Origin of the sequence: Bradyrhizobium sacchari, from assembly GCF_002068095.1 — a bacterium.
Taxonomy (GTDB): Bacteria; Pseudomonadota; Alphaproteobacteria; order Rhizobiales; family Xanthobacteraceae; genus Bradyrhizobium; species Bradyrhizobium sacchari.
This window is the reverse complement of sequence record NZ_LWIG01000069.1, coordinates 8,674-22,421: the sequence shown is the minus strand read 5'-3', so window position 1 is coordinate 22,421 and position 13,748 is coordinate 8,674. Positions and strand designations below refer to the sequence as shown.

At 56.3% G+C, this 13,748-nt stretch carries 10 protein-coding genes; 4 read left to right on the top strand and 6 right to left on the bottom strand.

Annotated features, from left to right (window positions below; genetic code table 11):
* Positions 1-186: 186 nt before the first annotated feature.
* Entirely contained in the window at positions 187-783 is a 597-nt protein-coding gene (locus A5906_RS42280; RefSeq protein WP_161495488.1) for an RNA-binding domain-containing protein, read from the bottom strand.
* 199 nt (positions 784-982) lie between these two features.
* Complete coding sequence (locus A5906_RS39740; protein WP_080140503.1) at positions 983-2,965, bottom strand: DUF2075 domain-containing protein; 1,983 nt, start codon at positions 2,963-2,965, stop codon at positions 983-985.
* Positions 2,966-3,004: 39 nt separating this feature from the next.
* Between A5906_RS39740 and A5906_RS39735 the strand changes: the two genes are divergently transcribed.
* Entirely contained in the window at positions 3,005-3,901 is an 897-nt protein-coding gene (locus tag A5906_RS39735; RefSeq protein WP_080140502.1) for a 3'-5' exonuclease, read from the top strand.
* An 807-nt stretch (positions 3,902-4,708) separates the two neighbouring features.
* Here A5906_RS39735 and A5906_RS46565 read toward each other — a convergent pair.
* Both A5906_RS46565 and A5906_RS39725 read right to left on the bottom strand, forming a co-directional pair.
* Positions 4,709-5,455: a helix-turn-helix domain-containing protein gene (locus A5906_RS46565; RefSeq protein ID WP_080140501.1), complete on the bottom strand. Its 747-nt coding sequence runs from the start codon at positions 5,453-5,455 to the stop codon at positions 4,709-4,711.
* A gap of 88 nt (positions 5,456-5,543) precedes the next feature.
* A complete protein-coding gene (locus tag A5906_RS39725) occupies positions 5,544-6,338 on the bottom strand; it encodes a hypothetical protein (RefSeq protein WP_080140500.1) in 795 nt (264 codons plus the stop codon).
* 478 nt (positions 6,339-6,816) lie between these two features.
* On the opposite strand from A5906_RS39725, the gene A5906_RS39720 reads away from it, so the two are divergent.
* The 3 genes from A5906_RS39720 (at position 6,817) to A5906_RS39710 (ending at position 9,094) form a co-directional block, all read left to right on the top strand.
* Positions 6,817-7,260, top strand: a complete 444-nt coding sequence (locus tag A5906_RS39720) for a DUF2924 domain-containing protein (RefSeq protein ID WP_080140499.1) — start codon at positions 6,817-6,819, stop codon at positions 7,258-7,260.
* Positions 7,257-8,636 carry a recombinase family protein gene (locus A5906_RS39715; protein WP_080140498.1) on the top strand — a complete coding sequence of 460 codons (1,380 nt, stop codon included), beginning with the start codon at positions 7,257-7,259 and terminating at the stop codon, positions 8,634-8,636. The genes A5906_RS39720 and A5906_RS39715 overlap by 4 nt, the downstream gene beginning before the upstream one ends.
* Before the next feature lie 65 nt (positions 8,637-8,701).
* A complete protein-coding gene (locus A5906_RS39710; protein ID WP_245327142.1) occupies positions 8,702-9,094 on the top strand; it encodes a hypothetical protein in 393 nt (130 codons plus the stop codon).
* 99 nt (positions 9,095-9,193) lie between these two features.
* Here the strand turns inward: A5906_RS39710 and A5906_RS39705 are convergent, their stop codons facing one another.
* Together A5906_RS39705 and A5906_RS39700 are read right to left on the bottom strand one after the other, a co-directional pair.
* Complete coding sequence (locus A5906_RS39705; protein ID WP_136615827.1) at positions 9,194-12,796, bottom strand: type I restriction endonuclease; 3,603 nt, start codon at positions 12,794-12,796, stop codon at positions 9,194-9,196.
* Between the two features lie 8 nt (positions 12,797-12,804).
* The coding region (locus A5906_RS39700; RefSeq protein ID WP_080140496.1) for a restriction endonuclease subunit S domain-containing protein at positions 12,805-13,748 on the bottom strand (944 nt) is incomplete at its 5' end.

The following is a 13,748-nucleotide window of genomic DNA, read 5'->3' as shown; positions in this document are numbered from 1 at the left end:
TCAGTATTTCCTACACCAACGAGCCCAGACAAGATTTTGACCGGACTAAATGTGTCCGGGAGCCATGACCATAGGGCCGCCAACTCCGTCTCGCGACCAAGAAGGTGCTTGAGTTCTTGATCACGGGGCGGAAGATTGTTCTCAATGAATTTCCTGCGGCGGTATGGGACATCAATGAGGCGCTGGCTAAATAGAAACTCGAAATCCTCCGGGCTTTTGGCCGTTCGACAGTTGTCCCTTTCGCGAAGATAAAAATCGTTGTGTCTGTATGAGCGCTGGCCGCTGTCTCGTTCGGGCGCATCTTTCTTGAACGCTGCTGGTTTGGCGCCAGCAGGTCTCTTGGGCCACTTGTGTGGGCGGAGTTGTATCGTCTGAGAATGTCGCAACTCGATAAATGGTTTCGACGCTGACTTGCGTCGCAGCTTGGATTCGCTTGTTGATGTCTGCTGCATCGAAAGCCCCTGAAAAACCAACCACTTTACGCGTGCCGTTATCGATCCCAGCTATCAGATACCCTCCGTATGTGTTGTAGAGCGAAACGCAATCCTTAACGATCTCGGCAAACTTAGCGTCGTAAGTTCGCTTTGTAGCTTCGTTCAGCTTCACACCGGGTGGGGAGATCGGAACTTCGATTTTGAAATCCCACAGAACGGCTTCGTCCGAGATAGCGTGGCCGTTCACTATCAAATAAGATAGCACCGTTCCGTCGGTGATGCCGTTTTCAACTAACTCTGCGATAACAGCTCGCCGTTGGAAGGAACTGTCAAAGACCTCTTCTGTCACGTCCGATATCTCGCAATTGGCATGTCGTAAGCGTAGGCATATATTGGGAACACAACCCAGACTAGTTCCAATTATTCAATGGTCTGAGTGTCAGCAGGGTGCACCTCAAAACTGGCAACGCCGGCCATCCAGTCGGCGACCGGATTCGCAAATGAGATGTTATGGAAGAAGTCGGCCAGCGACCGACTTTTCACTCTGCTCAGTTTCCTCGGTCAAGCAGCGGTAACCCACACTCCACCAAGAACGCCGCCGTTCCTTCGTAGAAGGCTGGTGGACGGGTGGCGTCGATCGCGTCCCCTCTCGGAATGTAAATCACCATCCCCTGTCGCGCGCGCGTCAGCAGCACGCGGTAAGCGTTGGTCAGATAGATCTTGCGGTTGTCGTCATTGACGTTCTGCCACCGCGTGCCGGAAAACCGATAGAACTGCCACCTGCCATCGACCGACCGAAAATCAGCATCCCAGCATACCCCCACCCAATCGAGCTCCAGGCCCTGAATATCGAACTCGGTCGCGGGATCCTCCATATAGTAGGACGAGCGCACATCATCTTTTCCGTTCAAAAACCAAGTCGTTGCTTCGATCTTTTCGTGAACGTTAATTCCCTCGGGCTTCAGGCGCGATGCGCCAGACGAGGCCACCAGACCAATGCGTTCTGAACCCCGCGCACGATCTCGGAGCCATTGCCGCGCCTGGCCGAGCTTCCGCGTCAGGACGATCGGATAGGTGTCCTTAATCGCTTGGTAAAGCGCTTTAGCCTCTTTGGCCTCCCCAGCGACCAACGCGCCAACGAACGCTGAGAGCTTTTCGGCACGAAACGATCGCACAGAGACCGCCAAATGAAGCGCCGGCATAGATTGGCTCTCAAGCCCTGCCAGAAGTGCCGGTAGATCTTGCCCCCAATGGTAGTCTCGATGGGCTAGTTGTTCCGACGTATAGACCTTCCAGTTCCGAAAACTTCGCTGGAGCGCGGAAAACCATTCGGTTAGGCCCGCTTCACCGGCGTTGATTTCCTGTCCTCCGCCTATCAGACATATGATCGTGCACCAGCCGTCGTGCCTGTCCATGACGCTGATAAGAAACTCCGGTTCAGACATCTGGAAATTTGTCTGCCCCTTCTTCTGGCTCATGAAGTTCGCCAGATGCTTGGCGTCCCATGCCCGCTGTGCCTCGTCGAACACCGCAACCCGCTCGATCGGAGGTTCAGAGGTGACGAGATTGCTGTCGCGGAAATGCATAATGTTCTGAACGAAACTTTTGACTTTCCGGAGCGCGTCGGACTTCTTACTCTTCTCGCCGCGCTCCTTTAATTGCGCGTGTTCGTCCCGTGCGAGTGCCTCGCGCAGCACCTCCACCAAGGGGCCGTTTCCGGACAGGAAGACGGCATGCTCTTCCTCGTGAGCCTTCGTCCGAAGTGTCACGAGATTGAGGCCTGCCAAGGTCTTTCCGGCACCCGGCACTCCCGTGACAAAGCAGATCGCCTTGCGTCGGTGAGCCTTGGCATCCTCGATGATTTCGGCAAGGCATGCGGCCGTCTGACTTAGATTTTTAGCTCCGGCGTCGGAGCGCGTAATATCTTCGACCCGATGGCCCTGGTAGAGCGCCTGCGCGGCTTCAATGATTGTGGGCGTGGGCTTGTAGCCAGTCCGCGACCACTGTGCGCCGTCCAAGTCAGCCTGCTTTGGTATCTCACGCACGACACGCCCGAGGATTTCTCGCAGATTGTCCCCATTCGATTTGACCGGGCTTGCGACTCCGTCATTTTGCCATGCGAGCTCAAAGGATGGATTCGCCGCCATCGTCGCCACAACGATCGGCACGATCCGCCGATCATGGCTCCCGGCATGGAAGTTCTTGAGGTCGAGGGCATAGTCGACAACTTGATCGAGGGCGGCCGCATCGAACTGATCCGAGCCGACTTTGAATTCGATGACGAAAACGATTCCAGCCGTAGTCACCACCACATCGGCACGCTTGCCCATGCGCGGGATCGCAAACTCAAATGCAATCCAACCATCGAGCCCACCAAATTGAGCCCGCGCGAGCTCGATCTGGCTCAGCCACGCGTTGCGCTGCAGCGCATCTAGTGCAAAGGGGTTCTGCTTGGCGAGACGTCCCAGAATAGCGTCTGGGGTTAGATCGACAAGATCTTGGATCGAGCTAGAATAAAAGGCACCATTCATCGTGTTTCGCGCGCTTCCGCCTGATTTTTGGTTGATTCTATGACGTCGAACGAGATCAATCTAACAGCAATGGCCGAGATCTTATCGAAGTCTCCGGACTATCGGGTCCTTCGTCGGCTCACGCCTCGGACAGAATTCGCCCCATGCGATGGGCAGGCAACAAAGACTGGCATTTTGCTGGATGTGGAAACCACCGGCTTGAATACAGCGCAAGACGAAATCATCGAGCTGGCGATGGTGAAATTCGACTATCTGCCAGATGACAGGATTGCGCGAATCACGGACGTATTCTCATCGTTAAACGAGCCGCAGCATCCTATCCCTGTCGAGATCACCGAGCTCACGGGCATTACAGACGAAATGGTGCTGGGGCATAGGATTGATCCGGACGCGGTTTCGGCGTTTGTCTCCGATGCCGTGATCGTCGTCGCCCACAACGCAAACTTTGATCGGAAATTTGCCGAACGCTATTGGCCGGTTTTTGAGCGGAAGCCGTGGGCATGCTCCGCGACAGAAATAGAATGGCGCAGACACGGATTTGACGGATCGCGCCTCGGCTACTTATTGGCCGGCGCTGGACTTTTTCACCAAGCTCATCGCGCAATCGACGATTGTCGGGCTCTAATTGAAATTTTAGCCACGGACGTACCAAACCAGGTTCGATCGGCTTTCGCCATTCTCCTCGAACGTGCTCGACGCAAGACAATTCGGATCTGGGCGGAGCAGTCCCCGTTTGACTTGAAGGATGTCCTGAAGAGGCGGGGGTACCGCTGGAGCGACGGCTCCGACGGAAGGCCGCGGTCCTGGTACATCGATGTGGATGAAGTAAATCAGGTTGTGGAGGTCGAGTTTCTTAGGACCGCCATCTATCTCAAAGACGTTGAGCCGCGCATGCAGATCATGAGCGCGATGAACCGGTTTTCCAGCAGACTTTAAGCCTGATGGGGAGGACGCTGCTGTCTCCCAAGTCGCTCCAGAACTACCTGTTTGCGCGGGGGGGCCTCGAAGGCCAAGCGCACGATATCTGGTCGCGGGAAATAAATAGCGAAAATCGGCCACTGCTCTGGCGATTGGCGGCGAGACGTCAAGTCCTGTGCCTGCTAAATGACGGAAGCATAACGGTTTTCGCCGACGCCTCATTACACGGGTTGGTACGACCATCGAAGGTGATCGCCAAAAACACGCGCAACCGCGAAAAAAATCCACGAATGGGAGTGGGGCCGGTCCTCGGCATTAGAGGCCCTGAGGAATCAGCCACCCCCCACCCCACGCGCCCCCCAGCGGTTAGCCCTAGCTGGTAGCAAGGGCTAATTTCTCAACCGTAACCAGACCATTCGGTCAGCTTGATCTACTTGCCAACATTTCGGCTGACCGACTCCAGAGCCCGCCCGCACCAGATGCGGGTTAGCCCTACCTGCCAGCTAGGGCTAACTTCGTTCGAGGGGCTTACGGCAGCTCACCTAAGCCCCCGAGATGGACGCTCCGGGCGACCAGCCGCAGAGGACCACGATCGCGAGGGCTCAAGTGGCTTTTTGTATTTAATTCCACAATTTTGCGTATGAACCAGGGACACCGGTCCTCAAGCCTCCCTTCTAGACTTTTGGCCACCCCTCCCCTGTCAACGTGGAGTCAACCCTGTCAACCTTGTCAACCTAGCTTTTAATTGCCTCCAGCTAGCGCGGCGACGGGGTGCGAATTACCCACGCCGGTTTGGTCCACCAGAAGGACCCGTGAGCTACTTCGTCAGCATGGTTTGCGGACAATGACGACCAGGCGAACCACATTTGGATGTTCTGGGCGAAAGCACTCCAAAACCTGCGGTTCGAACTGCTCCACGATCTTTGATGCAACGAATTTCATGTCGACAGACAGTACGATTGCGTCCTTTCGCACTTCCTCCAATCTCACCGAGTGAAACCATGATCTAAACCTTGCACTGCCAAGCCTCCGCTCGATCCGCGGCGCAAAGATTTTGATGTAGTTCTGCGTCTCCTCACGGGCAGGTGGGCCAGTCCAAACCTGACGAGCAGCGCTTTGTTGAGGACCGGAGGAGGTTAGTGGAAGGATGTTGGTAGGATAGGTTTGTGAGGTGATCTCGTGGCGGGTTGTGGGGCAAACCTGCCTCACTGAAGGGGACATTTCTGGCGAATCAAAGCGGCTCCTGTGTTTACGACGGTCAGCACTCCACTTCTCTTCGTCGGCTCGAAATCGATGCCAACAGGGTTGGTAGGAATTACAATGCCGGATACCGCGATGTCGCAACGAATTGAAGTAGCCCAACCTGACGATTTTCTTGATCGCTCGATTGACCGTTTTTCGGTCTATTCCCAGAAGAGCAGCTATTGTTTGTTGAGAGGGGTCGCATCGAGCGGTTTTGCGATTGAAATGATCGAGCAATGCGACGCCAACACGCTTTTCGGTCTTGTTGAGTTGATCGCTTAGGCCAATCGCCTTCAGCGCCAACGTCGTATCGTATTTTTCCGGCAGCATTGCTAGACCAAGCCCGATCGCTGCCCACCAGCGATCATCCTGGCTCAGCCTACAAGAGCTTAGAAATTCAATCAGGCAAACTACCAGGCTATTTCTGTTGAGCTTTCTTGCTCAGCTTTGCGCTGCTGATTCGACCGTTGAGGACCTCCAGCGTATCGGCAGCCTCCTTCATAGTGAGGGCCAGCTTGTGTTTAGTTAGCAGGTTAGAATGGGGTTCCGCCTTCAGCTCTTGATAGAGCCTCTCTGCGGAGAGATATGTTTCGGAGGCATCGTCTCGCTGGCGGAGCAGACTCGCAAGAGCCTTCACCCATGAACCAATGCTGGAGTGCCGTTCGGAGCTGCGGCCGGTGGCATACTTGAACACGTGCTTGAGAAACCCATGAAATGCGCCGTGCTCGGTGCCTTTCGCCTGCTTGTGCTGGAAGGTTTCAAAGACACTCCAACCGGAAATGACAAGATTGCGGTCCGGGGATCCGAACCCTTCCTTGAACAGGTTCGTGCGCCCTCCCTTATCGATCGGTGCGCTTCGTTCCGCACCACGGCTCTTCTTAAATTCGGCTGCGACCAATATCGCGCCCTGCCGCAACTCAAGTAGATTCTGTATCCACAAACTCTCTCTGTCGTCGTCAGCAGGATCAGGATAATCGTCATCCTCTTCGATGTTATCAAATTGGCCAGAATAGCTGGGCAGATCCTGAACGGAGTTATATCTTCCGTACTCCATGAATGCTTTTCGAGTGTAATCATCAGTGCCCTTGATAGCTTTTAGTAGCTGATCAGCGCAGTCGGCAACGAGGTTTGCTCCATCGACGACGTGCTTGGCTCGGGGTGCATCTCGCTCAAGCAATTTGTTTTGGTTGAATTCGATGGCGAGCCGCTGCACTTCATTGGCCGCGCAAGATACGCAGGCGCAATGTTGCCGCTCACCGAACTCGCTTAGCCGGTGCATTGTGGAAATAGGTCGGAGGGATTGCACCGCCTGCTCGAAACTCTCGAGGGGCCCGGCCGGCAGCGCTGCTTCTGCCCGCGGCAATTTGAAGGACCACCGTCTTGGTCTTGAGGAATCCATTGGGCACCAACTAGTGGCCTGCGGGTAAAATACCCAGACTTGCTGAACGGGCTTGATTGCCTGACATCAAGGAAGGCCGAGCTCATCCTGCCGAGACAATGTCTCATCCTCTCTCTGATTCGCCATCGCCGCAGGACGCAATCAACGAGTTGGCCACCATTTTGGCCACGGGCCTTCTGCGTGTTCTCGACCGAAAGTCCAGTCGAAATTTGCCCGATCCCGCAAATTCTCCGCTCGACTGTGCTGGGTTGTCTGGGGGTGATGAGGCTTACAGAGCCCAGGAAATTACCCCGTGAAAGACACCGTTTTGGCCCAGCTGGCCGCTCTTAAGGGCGCGGCCGCCCCCGCTTTAAAGGCCCGCTGGCGCGAGCTCTTCGATACTGAGCCGCCCGCCTATAACCGCCGTTTCCTGGAAAGCCGGCTGGCCTACCGCATTCAGGAATTGGCCTATGGCGGCCTGACCCGGGAAACCACCGAACGGCTCAAAGCCATGGCCAAGCAGTATGCCGAGCAAAAGCCGGCGGACCGCAAGGCTCGGCCGCTTTTGCGACCCGTCGCCGGGACGAAGCTGATCCGTGAATGGGAGGGCGTTGAGCACTGCGTCACCGTTCGCCACGACGATTTCGAATACCTCGGCCGTCCCTACAAATCCCTGTCCTCGGTCGCCCGCCAGATCACGGGCACCAAATGGAATGGGTGGGTCTTCTTCGGCCTCAAAAACTCGCTGGGCAAATGACCTCCCGAACATCGCAAAAGCGGCGAGCCAGCCCCTTTCCCAGCTCTTTTGAGCGGGCAGATCCCGGCCGCTCCGCAATCCGTAAAGTCCGGTGTGCGGTGTATACCCGCAAGTCGAGCGAAGAAGGCCTCGACATGGACTTCAACTCGCTAGATGCCCAGAGAGAGGCTTGTGAGGCTTATATCGTGAGCCAACGAGCGGAGGGCTGGACCCCGATTCCCGATCGCTACGATGATGGTGGCTTTTCGGGCGGCACCCTAGAAAGACCGGCCCTAAAACGGCTCATCGCCGCCGTCCAAGCCGGAAAGCTCGATGTGATCGTGGTCTACAAAATTGACCGCCTTTCGCGGTCGATGCTCGACTTCCTGAATCTCGTAGAACTGTTCGAACGTCATGGCGTGACATTCGTATCCGTCACGCAGTCCTTTAACACCAAGGACGCCATGGGCCGCATGGCTCTGAACATCCTGGTGACCTTCGCCCAATTCGAGCGCGAGCTGATCGGCGAGCGGATTCGTGACAAAGTCGCGGCCTCGCGCAAGCGTGGCAAATGGATGGGCGGTTGGACGCCGCTCGGCTATGAAGTACGCGATCGCAAATTGCTGGTCCACCAGGGCGATGCCGAGCGGGTTAGCGCCATTTTCCGGCGCTTCGTGCAGCTTAAGTCTGCGACCCTTCTGGCCCGTGAACTGATCGCTGCCAACGAGCGCACACGGTACGGTCACCTCATAGATAAGACGTTGCTGTATAGAATTCTCCGTAATCGGGTCTATCTCGGAGAGGCGGTTCACAAAGGCACCGCATACCCTGGCGAGCATGAGGCGATTATCGATCGCAAGCTCTGGGATCAGGCCCACGGCATTCTGAAGGAAAGCCCCCGCAAGCGCGCGAACAACAGCCGTGCTCAGACACCAGCCTTGTTGAAAGGCTTGTTATTCGGACCGGACGGCGCAGCCATGTCGCCAACGCACACGCGAAAGTCGGGCCGCCTCTATCGCTACTACATCAGCCAGACAGCGATGAAGCAGGGCAGATCGGATTGCCCGGTCAAGCTGGTGCCCGCGGCGGAGCTAGAGCGCATCATCATCGATCAAGTCCGTCGGCTGCTGCAGGCTCCTGAAATCATCGTTCAAACTTGGCGCGCTCTACGCAACCAGGCCACTGATATCAGCGAAGCGGAAGTGCGCAATGCGCTTCTCGGCTTTGACGAGCTCTGGGACGAGCTGTTTCCGGCCGAACAGGCGCGCATCGTTCAGCTACTCGTCGAACGCATCGACATGCATGCCGAGCGAATGGACATCACCTTAAAGATTCAGGGGTTGACCTCGCTATCCGCGGAATTGCAGCCCGAACCCTTCCGGCAGGCAGCCGAATGAACAGGCCGACCACCCTCACCCACGGCCCTATCGGTCGACCGAAGCTCAGCCGAGACGGCCGAACAATGGTGGTGAGCATCCCGATCTCGTTCCGCCGACAGGGTGGCCGCAAACGCGTCGTCACGCCTGCGAATACAGAAGCCTGGTCACCGCCGAAGCCGCAGGTCGACAACACGTTGGTCAAGGCCGTGGTGCGGGCCCATCGCTGGCGCAATATGCTGGAATCGAACCTATTTAGTTCGGTGCGAGACCTCGCCAAAGCCGAAAAGATCAACGAGTCCTATCTATGCCGGGTGCTCCGGCTCACCCTGCTTTCGCCGACGATCACAGAAGCCATCTTGAACGGACTACAGCCGGACGGTCTGGAGCTGGCGCAGCTGTTGAAGTCGATCCCAGCGGAGTGGGACCGGCAGCAGGCCCTGATCAGCTCATCCGCGCGGAACGCCGGAGGCCGCTGAAAGCCCCTTCCAAGTTGGCAACAACACGGGCGGGGGGATTCGCTGATCGAATGTTATGGAACATTCTCACTCTGACCGTCAGCCGATCGCTTTGATTCATCATTCGTCGTAGGTCAACCCAAACATCGTGTCCGTCAGCCAACGGCGGAAAGAGTCATTATCCTGAAATTGTTTGAAAAGCTGGGCATCGTCTTTGAACATCGCCGTGATCACCCGCTTTAGAGCTTTGTCGTGCTCGATGCGGGCGTTCTGCCGATCGGAGTTCTGCCTGGCGTTCTGGTAGGCTGGGTCGGCCGAAACCTTCGGCGGAATTGTTTCCATGATCCGCTTCTCTACGGCCTTCGGATCGTTGAACAACCCGCCGAATTGGTCATTAAACGCTTTGATGATGTTCGAGAGCTTGTCCATCTCGGGCTCGGCTTTGCGCCCGCCACCACTGGTGGGAACCGGCTCAATCTCCGCGTCGGCGTCGGGCAACGCGATAGCCAGCGTAGCCCTTTTCTCGGCACGATAACTGTCCATGTCGATCGCTTCGAGGATGCCTATTGCCAGATCCTCCTCTTTCGGAGCGGGCAATTTTGGAATGAGGAAGTTCAGGAAGATCGACAGTTTCTCCCACTCCTGCAAGCCATAGGGCAAGATGGTCGCGAGGAAGTCGTAGGTGCGGGTGAACGCCTTGGCTTTACCCTTGAAATTTACCTGGCCGTCCTCGTCGAGGTCATTCACGTAAACGGCAACGCAGGCGTCCAGAATAGGGTCGAGCTTGTCGCGATCCGCGCCGTCCAAGTACCATTCAACCAGCTGATCGATCTGCGCCTGCAAATAGACCTGGAAGTTGTCGAGGTCGCCTTTGAGAGCGTGAAGCTTGTTAGGGTCAGTTTCTTTGCTGAGGATCGTCGTGCGATAATAGTCGGCAAACGACTTCTCGATCATATCGGTGTCGTTCTGGAAATCGAGCACGAAGACGTCGTGCTTCTTTGGATGCGCCCTGTTCAAGCGGGACAGCGTCTGAACGGCCTTAATACCACTGAGGACCTTGTCTACATACATAGTGTGCAGCAGCGGCTCGTCATAGCCCGTCTGGAACTTGTCGGCGCAGATTAGAAAACGATAGGGGTCATCTTGAATCCTGTCGGCGATGTCGTTGCTTGGGAAGCCGTTGAGCTTGGCCTCGCTCACCTTCTCACCCTTGAACTCCGGTTCGCCAGAGAACGCGACGATCGCCTTGTAGGGGCTTTTGAGCTCGTTGAGGTAGCCGCGGATGGCGTAGAAATACTCGATGGCCCGCTCAATGCTGCCGGTCACCACCATTGCCCGCGCTTGTCCGCCGATTTTGTTCTGGCCGATCACCTGTTCGAGGAAATGGTCCACCATGATCTCGGCCTTGTCGCGGATGGCTTTGCTGTGACTTTCGACATAGAAGCGAAGCTTTTTGCGCGCTTTCTTCACGTCGAACTCCGGGTCGCCCTCAACCGTCTTTGCCAGCCGATAATAGCTATCGACAGGCGTGTAACTCTTCAAAACATCGAGGATAAATCCCTCTTGGATGGCCTGCTTCATCGTATAGCTGTGGAACGGTCGGTGTTTCACCTCGTCGCCAACTCGGTAGGGAATGCCGAACATCTCCAGAGTTTTGTTCTTCGGCGTCGCGGTGAACGCGAAATAGCTTGCGTTCGACAGCAGCTTCTTCGATTTGATGCGCTCTTCAAGGCGGGCGTTGATCCAATCCTCGGCGGTTTCCGCGTCGTCGTTCTTGTCCGCCAACGCCACGTTCATTGCAGCTGCCGTCCGCCCGCCTTGGCTGCTGTGAGCTTCGTCGATGATGATGGCGAACTTCTTGCCACGATGTTCTTCGCCAATGCTGTCAAGCAGGAAGGGGAACGTCTGGACCGTGGATATGATGATCTTCTTCCCGTCCTTCAGGAATTTTGAGAGCTGCTGTGTCTTGGAGATACCACCTCCCTCCTTCACCGCTCCGATGATCGCGGATACCTGGGCGAAGCCTCTAATCGTCTCTCGGATTTGTTGGTCCAGAATGCGCCGGTCGGTGATCACGATGATGGAATCAAACACATCCGTGCCGCCTTTACGGAGCCCTATGAGCTGATGGGCCAGCCAGGCAATGGAGTTCGATTTTCCGCTCCCGGCCGAGTGTTGAATCAGGTAACGCTTGCCAGCACCGAACCATGCGGCATCAGCGAGGAGTTTTCGCACGGCGTCGAGTTGGTGGTAGCGAGGGAAGATCTGGACCCGCTTCTTCTTGCCCGTCTTCTCGTTCTTCTCCTCGACGATCTGCGCGTAATTTTCCAAGATTTCCGTGAATCCTCCGGGCGTGAGGATGCGCCGCCACAGATAGTCCGTCATGATCCCGTAGGGATTGACCGGGTTTCCGGCTCCTTGATTCCAGCCCTGATTGAACGGCAGGAACCATGAATCCTTGGCCATACCCTTCGAGCCCTTCAGCTCCGTGCACATCCTTACCTCGCGGTCATCCATTGCGAAATGGACGATGCACCGGCCAAAGGCGAATAGGGTCTCGCGAGGATCGCGGTCGCGCTTGTATTGTTGCTCGGCGTCTTCCGCTGTTTGCTTCGTCAAGCTATTCTTCAGCTCGAACGTTGCAGCCGGAAGCCCGTTGATGAAGAGCGCGAGGTCGAGGGCGCGCTTGGTCTGCTCGCGGCTGTAACGAAGCTGGCGAGTGACGCTGAATCGGTTTGCTGCGTGCCGTGCCACGGCCGCTTTGTTTTCCGGCGATGGTGTCCCGTAGAATAAGTCCACATGATGCTTCCCGTGATTCACGCCCTTTCGCATCACGTCGATTGTGCCGCGGCGCGTGATCTCGCCCTGCAGCTGCGCCAAAAATTTGCGGCGCACCGGACCATCCGTTCGCAGTTGCAGCTCCGCCGCGGTGTCCTCCTGCGTCGCTTCGAGAAAGGCGGTCAAATGCTTCAAGTCCACGGCATATTCCTGGTCGTAGTCCGCGTTCTCGCCCACGAACCAGCCGAAATTCGTCATCGCTGCGACGATAAGCGACTCCAGTCCCTCTTCCTTGACGTTCGTGACCGGCGGAGTTTCTGCCGGTGCTGGGCGCGCCGTTTCGATGAGCTTGAGGCCGCCTTCAAGTCCGAAGGGGGAGCCATGTTTGTCGTCCGCATCCACAACCGGGCCTGTCAGTGCAAACTCATCGAGGAACGAAGCCAGGCGAGGGTCTTCGGATTGAAATCCTCGAATGATCCGCTCGGCAGCCTCCCGCGGCATTTCAATGCGGACCAACGAGCTGTTGCTTGCCGCCACGGCTACCAGCTTAACGTCTGTCACAAGGACCCCTGCATAGGCCGCGACCATTTGCACTAACTGCACGCGGTGAATTGCATCCATGTCCGCGGCGTCACGGGCGAGGATAAAATCCACCATCGCCTTCTGCGGCGCACTCATTGGCTGCGGTGCGCCGTTGCGAAGCGCCCAAGGGCTCTTCTTGTAGGCTTCGAAATCCTTTTTCTTCCACTTCTGCTTGTCCGCCATGTCGTGACAGTTGGCGCACAGGGCGATCAGATTCTCGGCGCTGTGGTCGTGGGTTTCAAACCAGGGGATAATGTGCGCAAGCTCGATGGACAGTCCAAAGCCGCAAACTGCACACCTATGACAGGTCTCGATAAGGACGGCTCGCTTAACGGGAATGGGAACTTTGGGCCGGTCGCTCATGAGACTTCCTACGCTTCAATCTCTTCCAGCGGCTCTCTGATTGCGAGGTCAGCGGCAGCCTCAGCAGGGTCGGTGGGCCGCTTCGTTCCAGCGGCGCGCACGTCCAGCTTCCCGCTCACCACGTCGGCGGTTAGCCGAGTTCTGTATTCCTGCAACAGTGCGATTTCGCGCTCCGTCCGGTTGATCGCTGCGTCGCTGTCCGCAACTGCGTTATCAAGATAGGCAGCTATGGCGTGCTGCTCATCAATGGGGACTCGCGGAAGCGGGACTTGCCCGAAGTTGGAGTAGCGAAGTGCTTGTCCATCGCGGACCAGGTCAGAGGTTCTACGTAGCGCTGAGATATAAGCCTTACTCTTCAAGAGATGCGCGTAGTATGGTGGGTACACCTGTTCTTTTGGTATGAGCATCACATATGCTGAGCTGATAGCTCCACGAACTTTTGACCACTCCAAACCACCCTGGAAGCTTCTCATACTCATGACAAAATCATCGGGCTCGACGTGCTTTAGAATGTCTGCCCCCGTAAACACGTGCATGACGCGTCGTTGCTCGATTGCCATGAATTCATCTCTGGCAATAATCCCATGAACCTGCGAAGCGGTGAGCATTTGGTCTTCTGCTCGCGCCTTCTCCTTTCGATGTCCGAACAATGATTTGCTTGGAACGACATCCCAGTGACTAGGAATCTCTCCCAGCCAGTCCAATCCGGAATCTTTGAGCGGGGCCTTTGAATTTAGGCCGCGGGTGACAGCACTGTAAATCACAGCTTGCTTCTGCTCCCCGAGGAGTGCGATTAGCTTCTGTTTCGCCCGGATGAACCTGTCTATTTTCTGGTTCGTTTGGTCTAAAAACCGCACGATCGCGGCTTGCTCTATTTTTGGGACTCGCGGAAGCGGGACTTGCCCGAAGTTGGAGTAGCGAAGTGCTTGTCCATCGCGGACCAGGTCAGAGG

Bases quoted from the DNA above. Each gene is read 5' to 3' on its own strand.
- A5906_RS39740 (WP_080140503.1), bottom strand. From the start codon at position 2,965: ATGAATGGTGCCTTTTATTCTAGCTCGATCCAAGATCTTGTCGATCTA.
- A5906_RS39735 (WP_080140502.1), top strand. From the start codon at position 3,005: ATGACGTCGAACGAGATCAATCTAACAGCAATGGCCGAGATCTTATCG.
- A5906_RS46565 (WP_080140501.1), bottom strand. From the start codon at position 5,455: ATGCTGCCGGAAAAATACGATACGACGTTGGCGCTGAAGGCGATTGGC.
- A5906_RS39715 (WP_080140498.1), top strand. From the start codon at position 7,257: ATGACCTCCCGAACATCGCAAAAGCGGCGAGCCAGCCCCTTTCCCAGC.
- A5906_RS39710 (WP_245327142.1), top strand. From the start codon at position 8,702: ATGGTGGTGAGCATCCCGATCTCGTTCCGCCGACAGGGTGGCCGCAAA.
- A5906_RS39705 (WP_136615827.1), bottom strand. From the start codon at position 12,796: ATGAGCGACCGGCCCAAAGTTCCCATTCCCGTTAAGCGAGCCGTCCTT.